18 protein-coding genes are annotated in these 16497 nt (G+C 45.2%); 4 read left to right on the top strand and 14 right to left on the bottom strand.

The annotated features are described in order from the left end of the window. Nucleotides 1–102 precede the first annotated feature (102 nt). Nucleotides 103–654: a competence protein ComK gene (locus FS666_RS10505; RefSeq protein ID WP_144463501.1), complete on the bottom strand. Its 552-nt coding sequence runs from the start codon at nt 652–654 to the stop codon at nt 103–105. A gap of 217 nt (nt 655–871) precedes the next feature. On the opposite strand from FS666_RS10505, the gene FS666_RS10500 reads away from it, so the two are divergent. After that, on the top strand, nt 872–1099 hold the full coding sequence (locus FS666_RS10500; RefSeq protein ID WP_120069151.1) for an IDEAL domain-containing protein: 228 nt from the start codon (nt 872–874) through the stop codon (nt 1097–1099). Between the two features lie 161 nt (nt 1100–1260). On the opposite strand, the gene FS666_RS10495 is transcribed toward FS666_RS10500, so the two are convergent. The 9 genes from FS666_RS10495 to FS666_RS10455 all read right to left on the bottom strand — a co-directional run bounded on the left by FS666_RS10495 (nt 1261) and on the right by FS666_RS10455 (nt 9504). After that, nucleotides 1261–2532, bottom strand: coding sequence for a M48 family metallopeptidase (locus FS666_RS10495; protein WP_186306601.1), 1272 nt, complete (start codon nt 2530–2532; stop codon nt 1261–1263). A 309-nt stretch (nt 2533–2841) separates the two neighbouring features. Then, nucleotides 2842–3153 carry an AzlD domain-containing protein gene (locus tag FS666_RS10490; RefSeq protein WP_144463503.1) on the bottom strand — a complete coding sequence of 104 codons (312 nt, stop codon included), beginning with the start codon at nt 3151–3153 and terminating at the stop codon, nt 2842–2844. Further along, nucleotides 3146–3868 (bottom strand): AzlC family ABC transporter permease, encoded by a 723-nt coding sequence (locus FS666_RS10485; RefSeq protein ID WP_120069160.1) that lies wholly within the window; start codon nt 3866–3868, stop codon nt 3146–3148. Before FS666_RS10485 ends, FS666_RS10490 begins: the two co-directional genes overlap by 8 nt. Before the next feature lie 83 nt (nt 3869–3951). Next, nucleotides 3952–5019 carry an NAD(P)H-dependent flavin oxidoreductase gene (locus FS666_RS10480; RefSeq protein ID WP_144463504.1) on the bottom strand — a complete coding sequence of 356 codons (1068 nt, stop codon included), beginning with the start codon at nt 5017–5019 and terminating at the stop codon, nt 3952–3954. Beyond that, nucleotides 5012–5191, bottom strand: coding sequence for a hypothetical protein (locus tag FS666_RS10475; RefSeq protein ID WP_120069166.1), 180 nt, complete (start codon nt 5189–5191; stop codon nt 5012–5014). The genes FS666_RS10480 and FS666_RS10475 overlap by 8 nt, the downstream gene beginning before the upstream one ends. A 38-nt stretch (nt 5192–5229) precedes the next feature. Continuing rightward, the gene (locus tag FS666_RS10470) at nt 5230–6006 is read right to left on the bottom strand and encodes an enoyl-CoA hydratase-related protein (protein WP_144463505.1); all 777 of its coding nucleotides are present in this window, start codon (nt 6004–6006) and stop codon (nt 5230–5232) included. A 102-nt stretch (nt 6007–6108) separates the two neighbouring features. After that, nucleotides 6109–7626, bottom strand: a complete 1518-nt coding sequence (locus FS666_RS10465) for a fatty acid--CoA ligase family protein (protein WP_144463506.1) — start codon at nt 7624–7626, stop codon at nt 6109–6111. Nucleotides 7627–7755: 129 nt separating this feature from the next. Beyond that, a complete protein-coding gene (lplA, locus tag FS666_RS10460) occupies nt 7756–8748 on the bottom strand; it encodes a lipoate--protein ligase (RefSeq protein WP_120069174.1) in 993 nt (330 codons plus the stop codon). Between the two features lie 21 nt (nt 8749–8769). Next, entirely contained in the window at nt 8770–9504 is a 735-nt protein-coding gene (locus tag FS666_RS10455) for an MBL fold metallo-hydrolase (protein ID WP_120069177.1), read from the bottom strand. Between the two features lie 163 nt (nt 9505–9667). Here FS666_RS10455 and yhfH point away from each other — a divergent pair, with 163 nt between their 5' ends. Beyond that, a complete protein-coding gene (yhfH, locus tag FS666_RS10450; protein WP_120069180.1) occupies nt 9668–9796 on the top strand; it encodes a protein YhfH in 129 nt (42 codons plus the stop codon). 94 nt (nt 9797–9890) lie between these two features. Here the strand turns inward: yhfH and FS666_RS10445 are convergent, their stop codons facing one another. Beyond that, entirely contained in the window at nt 9891–10973 is a 1083-nt protein-coding gene (locus FS666_RS10445; protein WP_144463507.1) for a quinone-dependent dihydroorotate dehydrogenase, read from the bottom strand. A gap of 232 nt (nt 10974–11205) precedes the next feature. Between FS666_RS10445 and FS666_RS10440 the strand changes: the two genes are divergently transcribed. Next, entirely contained in the window at nt 11206–11769 is a 564-nt protein-coding gene (locus tag FS666_RS10440) for an SCO family protein (RefSeq protein WP_120069186.1), read from the top strand. Between the two features lie 51 nt (nt 11770–11820). Here the strand turns inward: FS666_RS10440 and hemY are convergent, their stop codons facing one another. The 3 genes from hemY to hemE are packed head-to-tail and all read right to left on the bottom strand — an operon-like array spanning nt 11821 to nt 15261. Further along, nucleotides 11821–13233 (bottom strand): protoporphyrinogen oxidase, encoded by a 1413-nt coding sequence (hemY, locus tag FS666_RS10435; RefSeq protein WP_144463508.1) that lies wholly within the window; start codon nt 13231–13233, stop codon nt 11821–11823. Nucleotides 13234–13254: 21 nt separating this feature from the next. Then, nucleotides 13255–14190 carry a ferrochelatase gene (hemH, locus tag FS666_RS10430; RefSeq protein ID WP_144463509.1) on the bottom strand — a complete coding sequence of 312 codons (936 nt, stop codon included), beginning with the start codon at nt 14188–14190 and terminating at the stop codon, nt 13255–13257. Nucleotides 14191–14214: 24 nt separating this feature from the next. Then, nucleotides 14215–15261, bottom strand: a complete 1047-nt coding sequence (gene hemE, locus FS666_RS10425; RefSeq protein WP_144463510.1) for a uroporphyrinogen decarboxylase — start codon at nt 15259–15261, stop codon at nt 14215–14217. Between the two features lie 722 nt (nt 15262–15983). On the opposite strand from hemE, the gene FS666_RS10420 reads away from it, so the two are divergent. Continuing rightward, on the top strand, nt 15984–16496 hold the full coding sequence (locus FS666_RS10420) for an antibiotic biosynthesis monooxygenase family protein (RefSeq protein WP_144463511.1): 513 nt from the start codon (nt 15984–15986) through the stop codon (nt 16494–16496). Nucleotide 16497 lies beyond the last annotated feature (1 nt).

The raw sequence follows: 16497 nt of genomic DNA, 5'->3' as shown, positions 1-16497 counted from the left end.
ATTACGGTAGGTGTCTTTGAGTTACTCTAAAACTTGAAAAAAGTATTTGACATTGTACGCTTTAACTAAAAAAAAAGAGAAGAAGGCGTGACTGCCCTTCTTCTACTCGTTGATCCAATAGGATCCATTAGGCTCAGATGCCCGGTTATGTAATAAGTGAGCCGGTTTTTTGTTGAATTTTTCCATTCTCTTCATATTCTGTGTAAACTTGATCCTGAGCATTGCTGTACGCGAAACCTGATTCTCCAAGGAGTAAAAAGAAAGCGGGAGATCAAAGCTTTCGCTGTTTTGGAACGTGACGACTGTTGCATACGGACCATTTTTTTCATAAGAAGCAATATAATCATGGGAAATCCATGCACATTGAGGACTAGCCGGTGATGCGGTTGGAAATAGATAGATGGAAGTATAGGGGTCTACAATGATGGGTGCCTTGTAAGTGATGCCGATTAACTGTTTTGTCCCATCCCTCCTTCCGCTGTAAGAGCTTCCAAAATATGCACAGCTTCTTTTTACAATGTCAAAGGGTCTGCAAGAGACTAAATAGCGGGCGCCTGCTTCAATCACTTCCGAGTATCCATCGCCCGCCGGCCGAATCATCATCGTATAAGGATTAATTTCATAACTTGACAGCACTCTGCCTTTTTCCGTCATTTTCCTGCCCCTTTCTACAGAATTAATACAATTTGCCTATAATAATAACATGGATTTCCAAAAATGTCATCAAAATTCTAAAAAATCAAAACGTAATTCAGGATAAAAGAACCATCTGTATTTTTTAAATAAAAAAGCATCAGAAAATTTAAATTCCTCTCTTGTGTTTTTGCCTAAATCCGTGTATAATTAAAAAAAGGTTCCGAGGTGATCATCGATGGAGAGGAAGAAAACTTATCAGGAACTGTTGAAAGAGTACACGATGACACAGAATCAAAAAGAAGCTAAAGCGTTGGAATGGTACACAGAAATTTTCTTAAATGATCTTTTGCAAAAGCGAAGAGAGGAACAGCTGCGTGCGGAAATTGATCTTGCGCTGGATCAAAGAGACGAGGAAGCTTTTATGAAGCTTTCAAAAGAACTCATAAGCCACATGGACAAATAAAAATTCATCCCCCTTTAAAAAGGGGGATTTTTTTGGTGTTTATTATAAAATGCTCAGGTTGTGAGTAATTTATTTGTCACTTAATGCTGCGTCCGGCTCCAGCGCCTTTGTTCCTTACAGATAGCTACGGGTCCCATGAAAACGGCAGCCATCTCTGTTTCCTAATCTTCATCCTCCTGTCTTTCAAATTCGTCGGCCATTTTGATCCGCTCCAGCATGGTAGGATGGCCGTACCGGAATATTTTTACCAAATACGGCGGATTGACCTGGCTTAACCCGGCTCTTGTCAAATCCTGAAATGTCCGCACCGCAGCGTCACGGTCTTCCGTCATTTCCAAAGCATACCGGTCCGCGCGCATTTCCTGGTAACGCGACACCCAGTTTGTCAGCGGGCTTGCGGCAAAAAGCAAAATGGATGTAATCAGCAGAAAAGCCGGGAGTGAGCTGATACTGGTCATGCTGTCCACTTTCCAGACTTTTCCCCTCTTCCTGACCCATAACTCCATCAGCTTCGCTGTCAGCCACAAACCAATGAAAGACAGCAGTACATATCCCGCAATCCCTTTATAGATGTGCTTCTCCACATAATGGCCCATCTCATGCGCCATGATGAACAAAACTTCTTCGTCATCAAGCCTTTCCAAAGTCGTATCCCAGAGGACGATCCTGGAATTGGAGCCGACGCCTGTCACATAGGCATTCAATGCGTTCGTCTTTTTGGACATATCCACTTCATATACGTGTTCGGCCGGAATGTCCGCTTCATCCGCAAGTGAAAGGATCTTCATTTCAAGCTGCTTGTCTTTTAGCGGGTAAAAGTCATTGTAAAGCGGGTCAATCACGACCGGCTGGATGAACATCATGAGGATTGAAAACGGGATGGACAACACCCAGACGGCCAGCCACCATTTCTTTTTGAACTTTTTCATCATCGAATAAATGACAAGGACCACAACACACATCGTTGCATAGCCGACCCAAAAGTCCAGAAACTGGTCCTTCATCCATGAAGAGAAATGCTGCGTGGAAATATTATATGTCTTAGAAAAAAGATAGGATGTGTAGGCAAGCGGAAAGGTGACGACAAATGTGGCAAGCGACAGCCAAAACAGATAAATGATTGTTTGAAGCGGGAACCATTTTGCAGTTTTGCCGGCCCATCGCTCAAACATCGCTGATATGCCAAACAGGAGAATCAGGTAATAAAACAGCCATTGATAGGGTGTCGCAAGGAAAAACATCAGGTTCCGGATTCTTGAATATTCCTCGCTGAGCATCAGTTCCCTGCTGTTTAAAAAAGTCGCGGGATCTATACTCGTCCCTTTATACATATCCGGAATGGCAGTGTCCGCCAAGAAAAACAGATACACATACATGGCCGCACCAAACAAAAAATAAGCGATCACTGCCCGCAATGCCCATTTTCTGACCAATGGTCTCCCCTCCTTGTCCATTCATTATTATATGTAGAATAAATAGCCGGCAGAACAAAACGGATACCTCATATTGTCTCCCCAAAAGAAAAAAAATAAGCGGGAGGCTAAAAAGAAAAGCGAAAGCGCCTTGATTAGCCCCGACAAGCACAAGCCGATTCCCGAGGAGGCAGTTCCTCAGCCACCACAGGGAAGCGGCTTGTGACCTCGAGGGGCTAGGCGCTGGAGCTGGACAAAGCGCGTACGAATCCTTACTATTAAATTCATTAAAAACAAATAATTTTTATTTTAAAAAAGCCCCCGCCAAAGTTAAATAAACAGCGAATAAATGCTCAATACCGCGATAGCGCCGATGACAACGATGATGACGTTGGCACCGAGAAATGCAATGATAAAAGCAGCCGCGGCTCCCACCACACCGTAAAGGAGATTTCCTTCATTAATAAGGAGGACAGCAGGAAAAATCAAAGCGCCAAGTGTAGCAAATGGAACATTTTGCAATACTCCCTGAATAAAGGGCGGGAGTTCCCTGCCCCTGAACATCACGAATGGAAGCATTCTGGGTATGTATGTAACAACCGCCATGCCGATAATGATGAAAATGATCAATGAACTAGTCACCGGCTGACTCCCCCCTGTTTTTAATGGTTTCAACCGCTTCAACCAAAACTGAGGCCAGAAGGGTAGCCGCCACAATGGCCCAGCCTTTTCCCATTACATTCCAAAAAACAAAAACGCTGTTAAAAACAGCAGCAAGAAGGGCAAGATAAATGACCTTTGCACTCTTTTTCATGGACGGTACAAGCAAACCGATAAACATGGCATAAAGCGCGATGGCCATGCTTTCCTGAAGCACCTGCGGGAGGCTGGCCCCGATGCCGTAGCCGACGCCTGAAAAAACAACCCAGCTGCCATATGCCAAAGAAATGATTCCAAATAAATAACCGGTCGAAACAGTGCCCGCTTTCGTAGCAGCAACGGAAAAGGTTTCATCTGTAATTCCAAATGCATAGACGGCTTTTTTCCATGGAACTTCCTTCTCCACTTTTTCATTCAATGAAGCAGACATAAGAAAATGCCGGATGTTCACAATGAAGGTGGTCATGATCACTTCAATTGCTCCTGTACCGAGAGCAAACATGCTGAGCGCCATATACTGTGAAGCCCCCGCAAACACGATGAGGCTCATCAAGACTGTTTCAAACAGCGAAAGACCCGCTGTTTTTGCCAAAAGTCCATAGGTGAGGGCAATCGGGGCGTATCCGATCGCTATGCTCACTCCATCCTGGAGACCGAGGCGGAATTGTGAGGACTTTACGTTCTGTACTGCTTCCAATCTCCTTCCCTCCAAAAACAATCAACTAATCTACCCATTATAACATCAAGAGAAGGAAACTTGCGAAAAAGACCAGTAAGCCGTTATCCCAATATTTCTTTTGCCTCTTCCATAATGGCCGCTACGATATCTGAAGCCCGGCTTTCCTTCCGTGACCGGAGCAGCCGCGTACCCTGCCCCGCCCACAGGGACATATATTCCGGATTATCCTGCTTTGCCGCCGCTTTCCTTATATCTGATGTGAGGGTATTTTGAGAGGGAAACGCCACCGGCTCTGCTGACCCTTCAAACTCTCTGATAAATTTGTTTTTGATTCCTCTTGCCGGCCTCCCTGAAAAGCTTTTTGTGATCACGGTGCTCTCTTCTGTGCTTTCCAACAATTGTTGCTTGTATACAGGATGGGCAGCCGATTCATCCGAAGGCAGAAAAACCGTTCCGAGCTGAACCCCCGAAGCGCCTAATGCCAGCGCAGCCACAAGGCCTCTCCCGTCCATGATGCCGCCTGCTGCAATGACAGGGACGCTGACATTGTCGGCGATTTGCGGAACAAGCGAAAAAGTCCCTATATTCGCACCGTATGGATGCCTGCTTATATCAAATGTCCCCCTGTGTCCCCCTGCGTCGCTTCCCTGGGCCACGATGAGATCCGCTCCTGACCGCTCCGCCTGGACTGCTTCATCGACCGTTGTTGCCATCGTAATGATGATGGCTCCTTTTTCCTTCGCCAGAGACAATTTATCTTCAGGCAAAACGCCGAAGGCAGTGCTGATGACCGGGACATTTTCATCCAATAAAACCTGAAACTGGTCATCAAACATATTGGCCGTTGAATAATCTTCCGCTTCTTCAATTCCCAGTTCTGCTCTAAATCGGTTCAGCACTTTTTGAGCCTGCTCGACGCCTTCCCAATGATCTTCCATATCGACACAGAATAAATTAGCCGCAAAAGGTTTGTCAGTATGTTCTTTAATGGCCCTGATATTTTTTCTCATTTCATCAGGCGTCATATATGCTGCTCCCAGAGTACCGAGGGCCCCCGCTGCAGAAACAGCGGCTGCAAGCTTGGCTGTAGCAGTGCCGGCCATTCCAGCCTGGACAATCGGATGCTGGATGTTTAACAAATCACATATGGGAGTTTTTAAATTAAGCATTTTTTCCATCCTTTTCCATCAGTCTGCGGACGTTTTCTTTGGGTGTCCAGCAATTGAATTGATAATGGGTCTTTGTTTCATATCCAAGTCTTTTACAATAATAGCTCATTTTTCCATCCTTTCTTTCAGCAACAAAATGAATACATGTTGCACAACAATGATATTTCTTCATAACCCGCACCCCGTTCCATTTGGCCGAAAGAGCATTTCCTATTTCCCTTGATAAACCGGCTTCCTTTTTTCGCTGAATGCCTGAAGCGCTTCAAGGCGGTCTTCGGTGGGGATGGTCAGCTCGTAGGCTTTCCTTTCAATTTCCAGTCCTGTTTGCAGGTCTGTATTCATTCCCGTTTTGATGGCGTACTTTGCCTGCTGTACGGCAATCGGACCATTGGCTAAAATCGCGTCCGCAAGTTCCATTACCTTGCCCATCAGTTCTTCCTGCTCCGCAATATCGGTAACTACTCCATATGTATATGCCTGTTCTGCCGTCAATCTCCTTGCTGTCAAGATCAATTCCATCGCCTTGGCTTCTCCGATCAGGCGCGGAAGCCTCTGGGTTCCTCCAGCTCCCGGGATGATGGCCAGGCTTGTTTCCGTCAACCCCATCATCGCTCCTTTTGCCGCAATCCTGAAATCGCATGCCAGTGCAAGCTCCATACCTCCTCCGAAAGCATGGCCATTCATCGCGGCAATGGTCGGCTGCGGCAGCTTTTCAACCGCATGGAACACATCTCCGATTTTATTGACATTGCGGCGGACCTCCTGCTCCGACAATGTCTTTCTTTCCTTCAAATCAGCACCGACACTGAATGCTTTATCACCGGCTCCTTTAAAAATCACCAGCCGAACATTTTTATCTGTTTTTAATATTTCTGCTGTTTCTCCCAATTCACACAGTGTTTCGTAATTAAAAGCATTTAAAGAATCGGGACGGTTAATCGTTACAGTCGCAATAAAATCTTGAACATCCAACTGAATATATTTCATGGTTAATCCCCTTCCTTCATTGATCTCACCATTATATATTTCTTGATATATTTAAAAAAACCTTTCTTTCAATGGAAAAATCACGGAAGAAAACATCCGTGATCATTGAAGAATCCGGTTCTTCAGTTCCCTTTTCATAATTTTGCCCGTAGAATTTTTCGGGAGTTCCTCAATAAATTCAATGGATTTAGGAAGTTTGTACGAAGCCAGCCTTTCAGCAAGAAATTGATGAAGCTCCGCCTTATCCACTTTTTCATCCCTTGGTACGATAAAAGCTTTCACGGCTTCTCCCTGATCTGCATCGGGCACGCCGATCACTGCTGCTTCCAGAACACCCGGATGTCCATACAGGACTTCCTCCACCTCTCTCGGATATACATTATAGCCTCCAACAATGATAAGGTCTTTCTTGCGGTCAACTATATAAAAGTAGCCTTCTTCATCCATTTTCGCCAAATCTCCCGTATACAGCCAGCCGTCACGGATCGCCTTTGACGTTTCTTCAGGCATGTTATAATATCCTTTCATGACATTCGGCCCGCGGACTGCCAGTTCTCCCACCTCGCCTGCAGGAAGCTCGTTTCCGGCTTCATCGACCACCTTATTTTCCACGTTCATAATGGAAGTGCCGATTGATCCGGGCTTCCGCGGCCTGTCGAGCGGGTTGAAACATGTGACAGGTGACGCCTCCGATAGTCCATACCCTTCGGAAATGACGACATTGAATTTTTCCTCAAAGTTTTTCAGCAAAGCGACCGGCATGGAAGCCCCTCCCGAGATGCAGAGCCTTATAGAAGAGAAATCATCAGGATTGCTTTCCGGATACTGGTACAGAAAATTATACATCGTCGGCACCCCTGCAAAAATGGTCGCTTTAAAATTCTTGGCCACACGGAAAATTTCCTTCGGGCTGAATTTTGGTAAGATGATCAAAGTCGATCCGCTTATAAGCGGCGCATTCAAAACGACGGTCAGGCTGAATACATGGAACATCGGCAATGTTGTAATGACCGTATCTTCCCCGCCCATTTTCAAATAGTCGCGGATATCACGAGCGTTGGAATACAGATTTCCATGAGTCAGCATTGCGCCTTTTGGCTTTCCGGTAGTACCGGATGTATACAATATGACCGCCGTATCTCCGCTGTTTATAGGCACCGCTGTAAAATCTGCATCTCCGGAATGCAAAATTCCAGAAAACGTTTCCATTTCAGCATTCAATTCAGCTCCGGTTTCACAAATGATATAATGCTCGATTTTCGGAGCAGCCATTCTCAGTTTTTCTATATAGGGAATCATCTGATCCAAGGCAATCACTGCTTTTACATCTCCATCTTTCAATATGTAGGCGATTTCAGACGGAGTATAGGTCGGATTGATCGGAATCGCTGTCGCCCCAACACGCATAATCCCATAAAGGCTGATAATGAAGTGCGGAGAATTTCCAAGCAAAAGGGCAACATGGTCCCCCTCTCCTATTCCCGCTTTCGCCAGCCCGCTTGCAAACTTGTTGACGGACACATTCAGTTCTTCATATGTCGTCGGATCGTCCATAAAGTAATAGGCGATCTTTTCACGGTTCTTCATTGCACTTTCATGTAAACTATCAGGTAAATTCATAACGGCCCTCCTATTGAATGAATGATCATTCATTTTTTGACGTTAAAAAATCCCATGATGCATTACTATTTCAATTATAATAAAAGTTCAAAAAAGCCACAACCCCATTTTTCGGGCTGTGACTCCTTTTTAATATATCAGATCAAGCACTTCCTCTTTCCCAATATTGCCGAAATAATGGCGGATATCTATATTTTCAAGCGCCTTTGCTATTTCAGATCTTTCGTATTTTACTCCTGTCAGCCTGTCTTCAATATCGCTTACATCTCCAATTCCGAAAAAGTCCCCGAAAATTTTACACCCGGTAATCAATCCTTTGTTCACATCCAGTCGAAATTCGATTTGTCCAACGGGGAACCGGTGAGAGTGCTGTATGTTAAATTTCGGTGATTTCCCATAATTCCAGTCCCAGTTCCGGTATCGCTTTTGGGAAATTTCATTGATTTTTTTCCAATCGTCTTCCGTCATTTTATACTCGGGGATCGGATCCTGCCCGTCGAAAATGTAACGGAGAAGCAGTTCTTTAAACTGCTCGGTTGTCATCTTTTCTTCCAAAAACTCCGAGATGTTTGCTACACGGCTCCTGATTGATTTGATCCCTTTTGACTCGATTTTATCCTTTCGCACCTTTAATGCTGAAACGACATTTTCAATTTCGGAATCAAACAGCAATGTCCCATGGGTGAACATACGGCCTCTTGTAGCAAACTGGGCATTCCCGGATATTTTCCGGCCCTCCACCACGATATCATTTCTTCCCTGCAGCTCCGCTTTTATCCCAAGCTTCTCCAACGCCTTGATAACAGGCTCCGTAAACTTCCGGAAGTTCATGAAGCTGTCCCCTTCATCTTTCGTGATGAAGCTGTAATTCAAATTTCCCAAATCGTGATAAACCGCTCCGCCCCCTGACAGCCGCCTGACGACATGGATGCCGTTTTTTTCCACATATTCCGTATTGATTTCCTCGATTGTATTTTGGTTTTTTCCAATGATGATTGAGGGTTCATTGATATAAAACAGTAAATACCCATCATCGTTAATATCGAGATTCTTAAGAGCATATTCCTCAATCGCCAGGTTGATCCGCGGATCGGTAATGCCCTGATTATCAATAAAAAGCATGATATTTCCTTCCCCTTTACTTTAAATTTCCATTTTCAATCCTTCTTGGGCAATGATAATTTCTCCTGCGAACTGTTCGGCAGCTTCGTCTTTAAGCCTGGACAGATCTCCAAAATGGGGGAGATGCGTCAGGATAAGCTTGTCCACGCCCGCCTGTCGGGCAGTCTTTCCAGCTTGCTCGCTCGTCATATGGCCGGCAGCACTGCCGTCCATCCCTTTATAAAAATTCGATTCACAAAGCAGCACATCAGCTCCTTTGGAAAAGTCCGCCAGTTCTTTGAAGTATGAAGTATCTCCCGTGTAAACGATGGCCTTTCCATCTGCTTCTATTCTCATGGCGAAGCAGGGAGCTGAATGATGTGTCTGCAGAAAGGAGATCGACAATGGGCCGATATGTAATATTTCATCAGGTTTATAGGCTATCCCTGCTGTTACATCTTTATAAGTGAGCTGCTTAAACCCCTCCGAATCCAGCCCATGGCCATAGATGGGAAGGGTTTTGTCATACTGGCCGGTAAACTTGCCGACATAAAGGGCATGCTGGACTACCCCGATGTCCGCCGTATGGTCCGCATGGTAATGCGAGAGTATAATCCCGTCCAGTTTTTCAGCACTTATTATTGTTTGAAGCTTGGATAAAACAGCACTGCCGCAATCCATGAGCAAATAAAAACCGTTATGGGCTAACAAGTATCCCGAACTTGCTTCTCCCGCTTTCGGAAATCCACCCCAGTGTCCGATGATTGTCAGATCCACTTTTATCACTCCCTGCCGTATCTCTCATAATAATAACTATACTAGATTTTTGAATTTTTAGCAGGAAAATAGAAATTTCCTGTTGACAGCAAAACAACTGTTATAATACAATATAAACAACGAAGCACCGTTGTATAACAAACTTGAGGGAGTGGAAAATAAAATGATGGAAAACGTAGTAGAATTCTTTAAAAATTTGCCTCCAAAGAAATGTACAGAATGCGGAGAAACCGTATCAGAACAACACGAGTGCTATGGAACGAAATGTGATAAGTGCTTAGGTTTCAAATAAGATGACATGTTCCCCCCAACACCGGGGGTTATTTTTTTGGCAAATCTGTTATAATACAAAAATGGAGCTGCCGCAATGACAACTCCTTTCTTCTCTAACGGCCTGCCCCGACCGCCTCTTTCATATTTGAAAATCCATCCCTTTTCATCAATTCCAGCAATCTTGTATTAATGGCCTTGACGATTCCAGGGCCTTCATAAATCATTCCTGTGTACACTTGGATGAGGCTTGCGCCGGCAAGGATTTTCTCATAGGCATCATCCCCGGTGAAAATGCCGCCGACTCCAATGATGGGCACCTGATCACCGATTTCTTCATATATTTCTTTGATCCATGCAGTTGATCTTTCTTTCAGCGGAAGGCCGCTGAGACCGCCGGCTTCTTCAACATGAGCTTTCGAAGCCAGCCCTTCCCTTGACAACGTCGTATTTGTGGCGATGATTCCGGAGAGCCCTTCATCCACTGCCGCATGCACCACATCGCGCATATGTTCATCGGTCATATCAGGAGCCACTTTTAAAAAGACCGGCTTTTTCGCTGCGCCATTGGCTTCCAATTCATTCTTTTTCTTCTGAATGGAAGCGATCAACTGCTTGAGGCTCTCTATTTCCTGCAGGTCACGCAAATTAGGAGTATTGGGCGAACTTACATTAATAACGAAATAATGCCCGTACGGATATAGGACATCCAGGCACTTTTCATAGTCACCCGCCGCTTCTTCATTGGGGGTGATTTTATTTTTGCCGATGTTGACACCTATCGGCACCCCTGCTGCTTCATAACTATGTAAGTTCTTTGCGGCAGCATCCGCTCCTTCATTATTGAATCCCATGCGGTTGATCACCGCACTGTCTTCCGCGAGGCGAAAAAGCCGGGGTTTTTCATTTCCGGATTGCGCAAGCGGTGTGATGGTCCCGACTTCAACAAAGCCGAAACCCATGGCAGACAATGCATGGTAAACCTCTGCATTCTTATCAAATCCGGCAGCAAGCCCGACCGGATTTGGGAACCGTATTCCACAGACATCTATTGCCAGGCTTTCATCATGAACCTGATACATGGAACGGAGCAAACCCTTTCCGCCCGATTTATCAGCAAGTTTCAATGCGGACACCGTACGATGGTGTATCTCCTCGGGATCCATCTTAAATAAAAATTTTTTTATCAGAGGGTATATGACTCCTCACGCCTTTCTAACATGCCGTTTGAAATTCTTTTCTCGGATTGATATTACCATTATCCCCCGCGACTCTCAATAAGGTGCAGGCTTCATTTTTTGTCCGGCAGGCAAAAAATTCACAGGAATTCCTCTAAAATGAATTATTTCTGAACATTGGCCGTTTGCCGCCAACGCATTGCATATATTGGGTATAATGGATGCAAATGTGCGTTTTTCGGGAGGTTTTTTTTTGAAAAAAGTTTTTTCCGTTATTTTCATATCTTTCATTCTCATTTTAAGCGCCTGCTCTTCGCAAAAAAGCGGAAAGCCCATTGAGGACTTCAATTATACTGATCAGGATGGGAAGCCTTTCGGGCTCAAGGATTTAAAAGGCAAGGTCTGGGTCTCCGATTTCGTTTTCACGAATTGTACGACGGTCTGTCCCCCAATGACGATGAATATGAGCGATCTGCAGGAAAAAGTGAAAGAAAAGGGGCTGGACGATGTCCATTTTGTTTCTTTCAGTGTAGACCCGGAAGTCGATACACCCGAGGTGCTAAAAAAATATGGGGAATCTTTCGGCGCCGATTTTTCCAGATGGCACTTCCTTACAGGGTACTCACAGGAAGAAATAGAAGATTATGCTCCAAAAAACTTTAAAACAGTCGTGAAAAAGCCGCGCGACGATGACCAAGTCATCCATGGAACCAGCTTCTACCTTTTTAATAAAGACGGGGAGCTGATCGGGGAATATCCCGGAGATAAAAAAGTACCATTCAAACAGATCATTAAAGATATCAAAGCGGCACTTTAACAAGACAGCGGAAGAATAAGCCTAACGGGGACTATTCTTCCGCTTTTAATTTTAACCGATATGTTGTAAAACCTCGTCTGCCGCCGCTTTTCCCTGGTCAATACAATCGGGAATTCCCAGCCCTTCATAGGAGCTTCCGGCAATGAATACGCCGGGCATGGCATCCCGAAGATTTGATTTGATTCTGCCAATCCGTTCTTTATGGCCGACAGTGTATTGCGGCATCGCCTGTTTCCAGCGTGTCACAATGGTAAAATCCGGCTTTGCATGTAAATCCATTGTCCGCTTCAAATCCGCCAAAACAATTCTTTCTATCTCTTCATCCGATAAATCAACAACTGTTTCCTCACCTGCGCGGCCAACGTAGCAGCGCAGCAGTACTTTGCCTTCCGGTGTTGTATGCGGCCATTTTTTATGCGTCCATGTACATGCAGTGATTGTGTAATCACTGTTTCTTGATACTACAAAACCGGTCCCGTCCATGTGATCATTGACATCTTTCGCATCAAAGGCCATCGCAACGGTTGCCACCGAAGTTGCAGGCATTTCCTTCAGCCCATGAATGAGAGGGTCATCAGGAAATAAATCCGCCAGCGCAAAATGAGGCAGAGCGAGGATGATACTGTCCGCTTCCACCCACTCCCCGTTATTCAATTGAAGCTTGTATCCTTTTTCATCGCTATTTACAATCGAAACGACACGTGTCCCTTTTAAGATGGAAGAAGGATCGAGTTTTTCTTCAATTGCCTTGACAAGTGACTGCAAACCGCCTTTCAAAGTTAAGAAAATCCCTTGATTCTTTGGACTTACTTCTTTTTTCGGTGCAGAGGGCGTTGTCTTTTTCATGCCCATGATCAAACTTCGGTATTTTTGTTCCACCTGATAAAACTGCGGAAATGTAGACATCAGGCTGAGCCGGTCAATGTCGCCTGCATAAATACCCGAAAGCAGCGGTTCGATGAGATTTTCCACCACTTCGTCCCCGAGACGCCTGCGGAAAAAGCCGCCCAATGATTGATCGCCCGAAACTTTTGAGCGCGGCATGACAAAATCCGCCGCCGCCCTCATTTTGCCCTGGATGGAGAATAAATCCGTTGTAATAAAAGGTGTGATTTTCGTCGGAATTCCCATGACAGCTCCTTTGGGCATCGGATGGAGCTTCTCATTGGCAAGTACAAAAGACCGTCCCGCTGTATTGTTCACCAGTTCATCTTTCAAACCGACATCGATGGCAAGCTCCGCCGCACTCCTTTTCCTTTCAAGAAAGGAGTCGGGTCCGCGTTCGATTGTAAATCCATCTTTATATACTGTTTGAAATTTGCCTCCAAGCTTATGGCTTGCTTCAACAAGCAAAACTTCACACGGCAGCTGCTTTTCATGAATTGTTTTCTGCAAATAATACGCTGCTGTTAAACCGGTAATTCCACCGCCGACCACAACAACTTTTTTCCTGTCTTCCGCCAAACCAAAATCGCCTTCTTTTAATTATTGTTTTCCAAGTTTTTTTAAAACAACTGCAGCCAGTGCATCGATAAATTCAGGCTGCGCATCCGGCATCGCAGGCCGGTAATACGCCGCCCCCACTTCATCTGTCACAACTTTGCACTCGTGGTCATTATCATAGAGCACTTCCAGGTGGGTTGATACAAATCCCGCCGGGATATAAACAAAAGCCTTGTACTTTTTCTTGTGATATAAATCACGTGTTAAATCCTGCACATCCGGGCCGAGCCACGGCTCTGGCGTATTGCCCTCACTTTGCCACCCAACCTCATATTCTGTGATGCCGGCTCCTTGTGCAATCAAGTCTGCGGTCTCCTGCAATTGCCGGGGATACGGATCTTGAAATTGAAGGATTTTCTCCGGCAGGCTGTGTGCCGATACGATCAGGCAGGCAGCCTCCCTTTCTTCTGCCGGCATGTTATCGTAAACTTCTTTTACCTTCCTGACCCAGTAATCTATGAATTTCGGTTCCTTGTACCAGCTTTCAATGGACGTGATTTCAGGGCCTCCCAATTCGGCGGCCTTTTCCTGTGCCCGTCCGTTGTACGACTTGACGCTGAAAGTGGAGAAATGAGGAGCCAATACGATCGATACGGCCTCTTCAATGCCGTCGTCATGCATTTTCTGTACTGCGTCTTCAATGAAAGGCTCAATGTGCTTTAACCCGATGTATGCCTTGAATTCAACATCGTCCTGAATTTCATTCAACCGGCCGGCAAGCCCGTATGCCTGGTCTTCGGTAATTTTTGCAAGCGGTGAAATTCCCCCGATCGCCTTATATCTGTTCCTTAAATCTTCCAATGCTTCGGGGGAAGGCTTCCTGCCGCGCCTAATGTGAGTATAATAACGTTCAATATCATCTTCGTTATATGGAGTTCCGTATGCCATAACGAGCAATCCCATTTTCTTTTTCGGCATCTTGCTGCTCTCCTTCTGTAAAAATTACTGCTTTAGTTTCTCTGCACTGTATTCATGAACAAATGCAGTCAGTTTTTTCAGTGTATCTGGTTTGACTTCGGGGAATACGCCGTGGCCAAGATTGAAAATAAAGCCCGGCTTTTCTATTCCCTGATCAATGATTACCTTCGCCCTCTCTTCTATGACATCCCATGAAGAAATGAGCACAGCCGGATCCAGGTTTCCTTGCACTGCTTTTGTAATGCCTAGCTTACGGGCATCTGCAATCGGGAGCCTCCAATCAAGGCCTACCACATCAAGCGGCAAATCGTTCCATTCCAGCGCAAGATGGCTGGCTCCCACTCCATGCATGATGAGCGGGACATTCTCGTTTTTCAATTCAGTAAATATCTTTTCCATAACAGGCTTGATAAACGTGCGGTAATCTGCACGGCTCAGTGCACCGACCCATGAATCAAATAATTGCACGGCGCTGGCTCCCGCCTTGATTTGGGCTTTTAAATAAACGACCGTCATATCAGCAAGCTTTTCCATCAATAGCGACCAGGCTTTTGGCTCCGAATACATGAACGCTTTCGTTTTATGGTAATTTTTTGAAGGGCCTCCTTCAACCATATATGACGCCAACGTAAATGGTGCCCCTCCAAATCCGATCAACGGGACCGTTAATTGCTCTTCCGTTAAAATCCTGATTGTTTCTAAAACATAATCAATATCTTTTTCCGGATGGAGCTCACCGAGCTTTTCAACATCAGCTGCGGAACGAATCGGATTATCAATGACAGGGCCGACTCCACTGACGATTTCGACATTCACGCCCAGCGCCGGAAGAGGTGTCATGATATCTTTGTATAAAATAGCCGCGTCCACATTATAATTTTCTACCGGGAGCCTTGTTACGTATGCGCAAAGCTCCGGACGATGCGTGATTTCAAACAGAGAATACTTTTCTTTCAGTTCCCGGTATTCCGGCTGAGAACGCCCGGCCTGGCGCATATACCAGACAGGCACATGATCCGTTTTCTCCCCTTTTGCAGCCCTTAAAAATGTATCATTTGTTATTTTGCCCATGAACAAGGAAGCCACCTTTCAGGTTTTTTATATAAACGTTAAAAAAATATAAAATTAGACACAACTTTTATCCGATGATGATGTGACATGTCCAGCTCCAGGCGCCACCGGCGCAAGGATTAAGCCAATCGCTGATGAAGGCAAACTACGCCTTCGCAAGCGTAGTCTAGCTTTGCGCCTAAAGCTGCGCGCCTTGCGCTTTTCTTGTCGTTTAGGAAATTATAAAATGCTCAGGTTGTGAGTAACTTTTATTTGTCACTTATTGCTGCGTCCGGCTCCAGCGCCTATCGACTAGCAGACTTCACGCTTCTTCCTACGATAAGTCAACATCGCTCCGCTGCGCGTGTTTCCTTTATCTCGTCAGAAGCGCTCCAGTCTGTACGTCGATCAACAGGCGCTTGCGCCTTTGTTCTCGATTGACACATGCCTACTATAGTATTTTTTTATTCCAAAGTATAGCGGAATGCGGGGTTGTCATAAATTTGTGCTTTTTTATGAGCTATAGAAGCATAAATTAGACTAAAAATTGTATTCAAATGATGACGTTCGGTGTCCAGCTCCGACGGACAGGAGGTCCTAGTGCCGACGAAGCCACAGGACGTGGCGCTTTATGTCGGCCAGGCGCCTTGCGCTTTTCTTATGAGCTCCCGCGCTTTGTTTTGTCCTTTCCCATTTTGGGTAGACTCATGTAATGATTATTCTAAAGAAAAGGGGTGTCTTGATTGTACACATACATTACAACAGGAACTTATTATTTCTTGAAAAAACTTGTGGAACAGCATCCGGACGAATGTATGCTTTTAATGCAAAACGCGGAAACGGCCCTGTTATGGCATGAAACTAATGGAGCAACGGTTTTTCAATCACCCAGAAAATACGAAGTCATCCATTCGTCAGGGCAGCTTGAAGAGAAAGGGTTCGTTGCTTGCAACCATATACCTGTGCGCGAAGAGGGCCGGCCGGTATTTGAATTTAAGTTTACAGAGCGGATGAAAAAAGTCGATTCATTTCCCGGCTTCACCGCCTTTAGATTACTGCGCCCGCTTTCCAATGATACGTATATTGTCATGACGATGTGGAAGAATGAAGAAGCTTACAAAGATTGGAAGCAATCTTCATCGTTTGCCGAATCTCATTCAACAATCCAACCCGCTAAAAGCACAAGCGTATTTTCGGGACCATCTTATGTATCCGTCTTTGTGCTGGATGATGAAAAAGAGGAAAATGCAGATTAAA

The organism is Siminovitchia fortis (assembly GCF_007681465.1).
Lineage (GTDB): Bacteria > Bacillota > Bacilli > Bacillales > Bacillaceae_C > Siminovitchia > Siminovitchia fortis.
The sequence above is the reverse complement of the archived record's forward strand: the minus strand, read 5'-3'. Positions and strand labels throughout refer to the sequence as shown.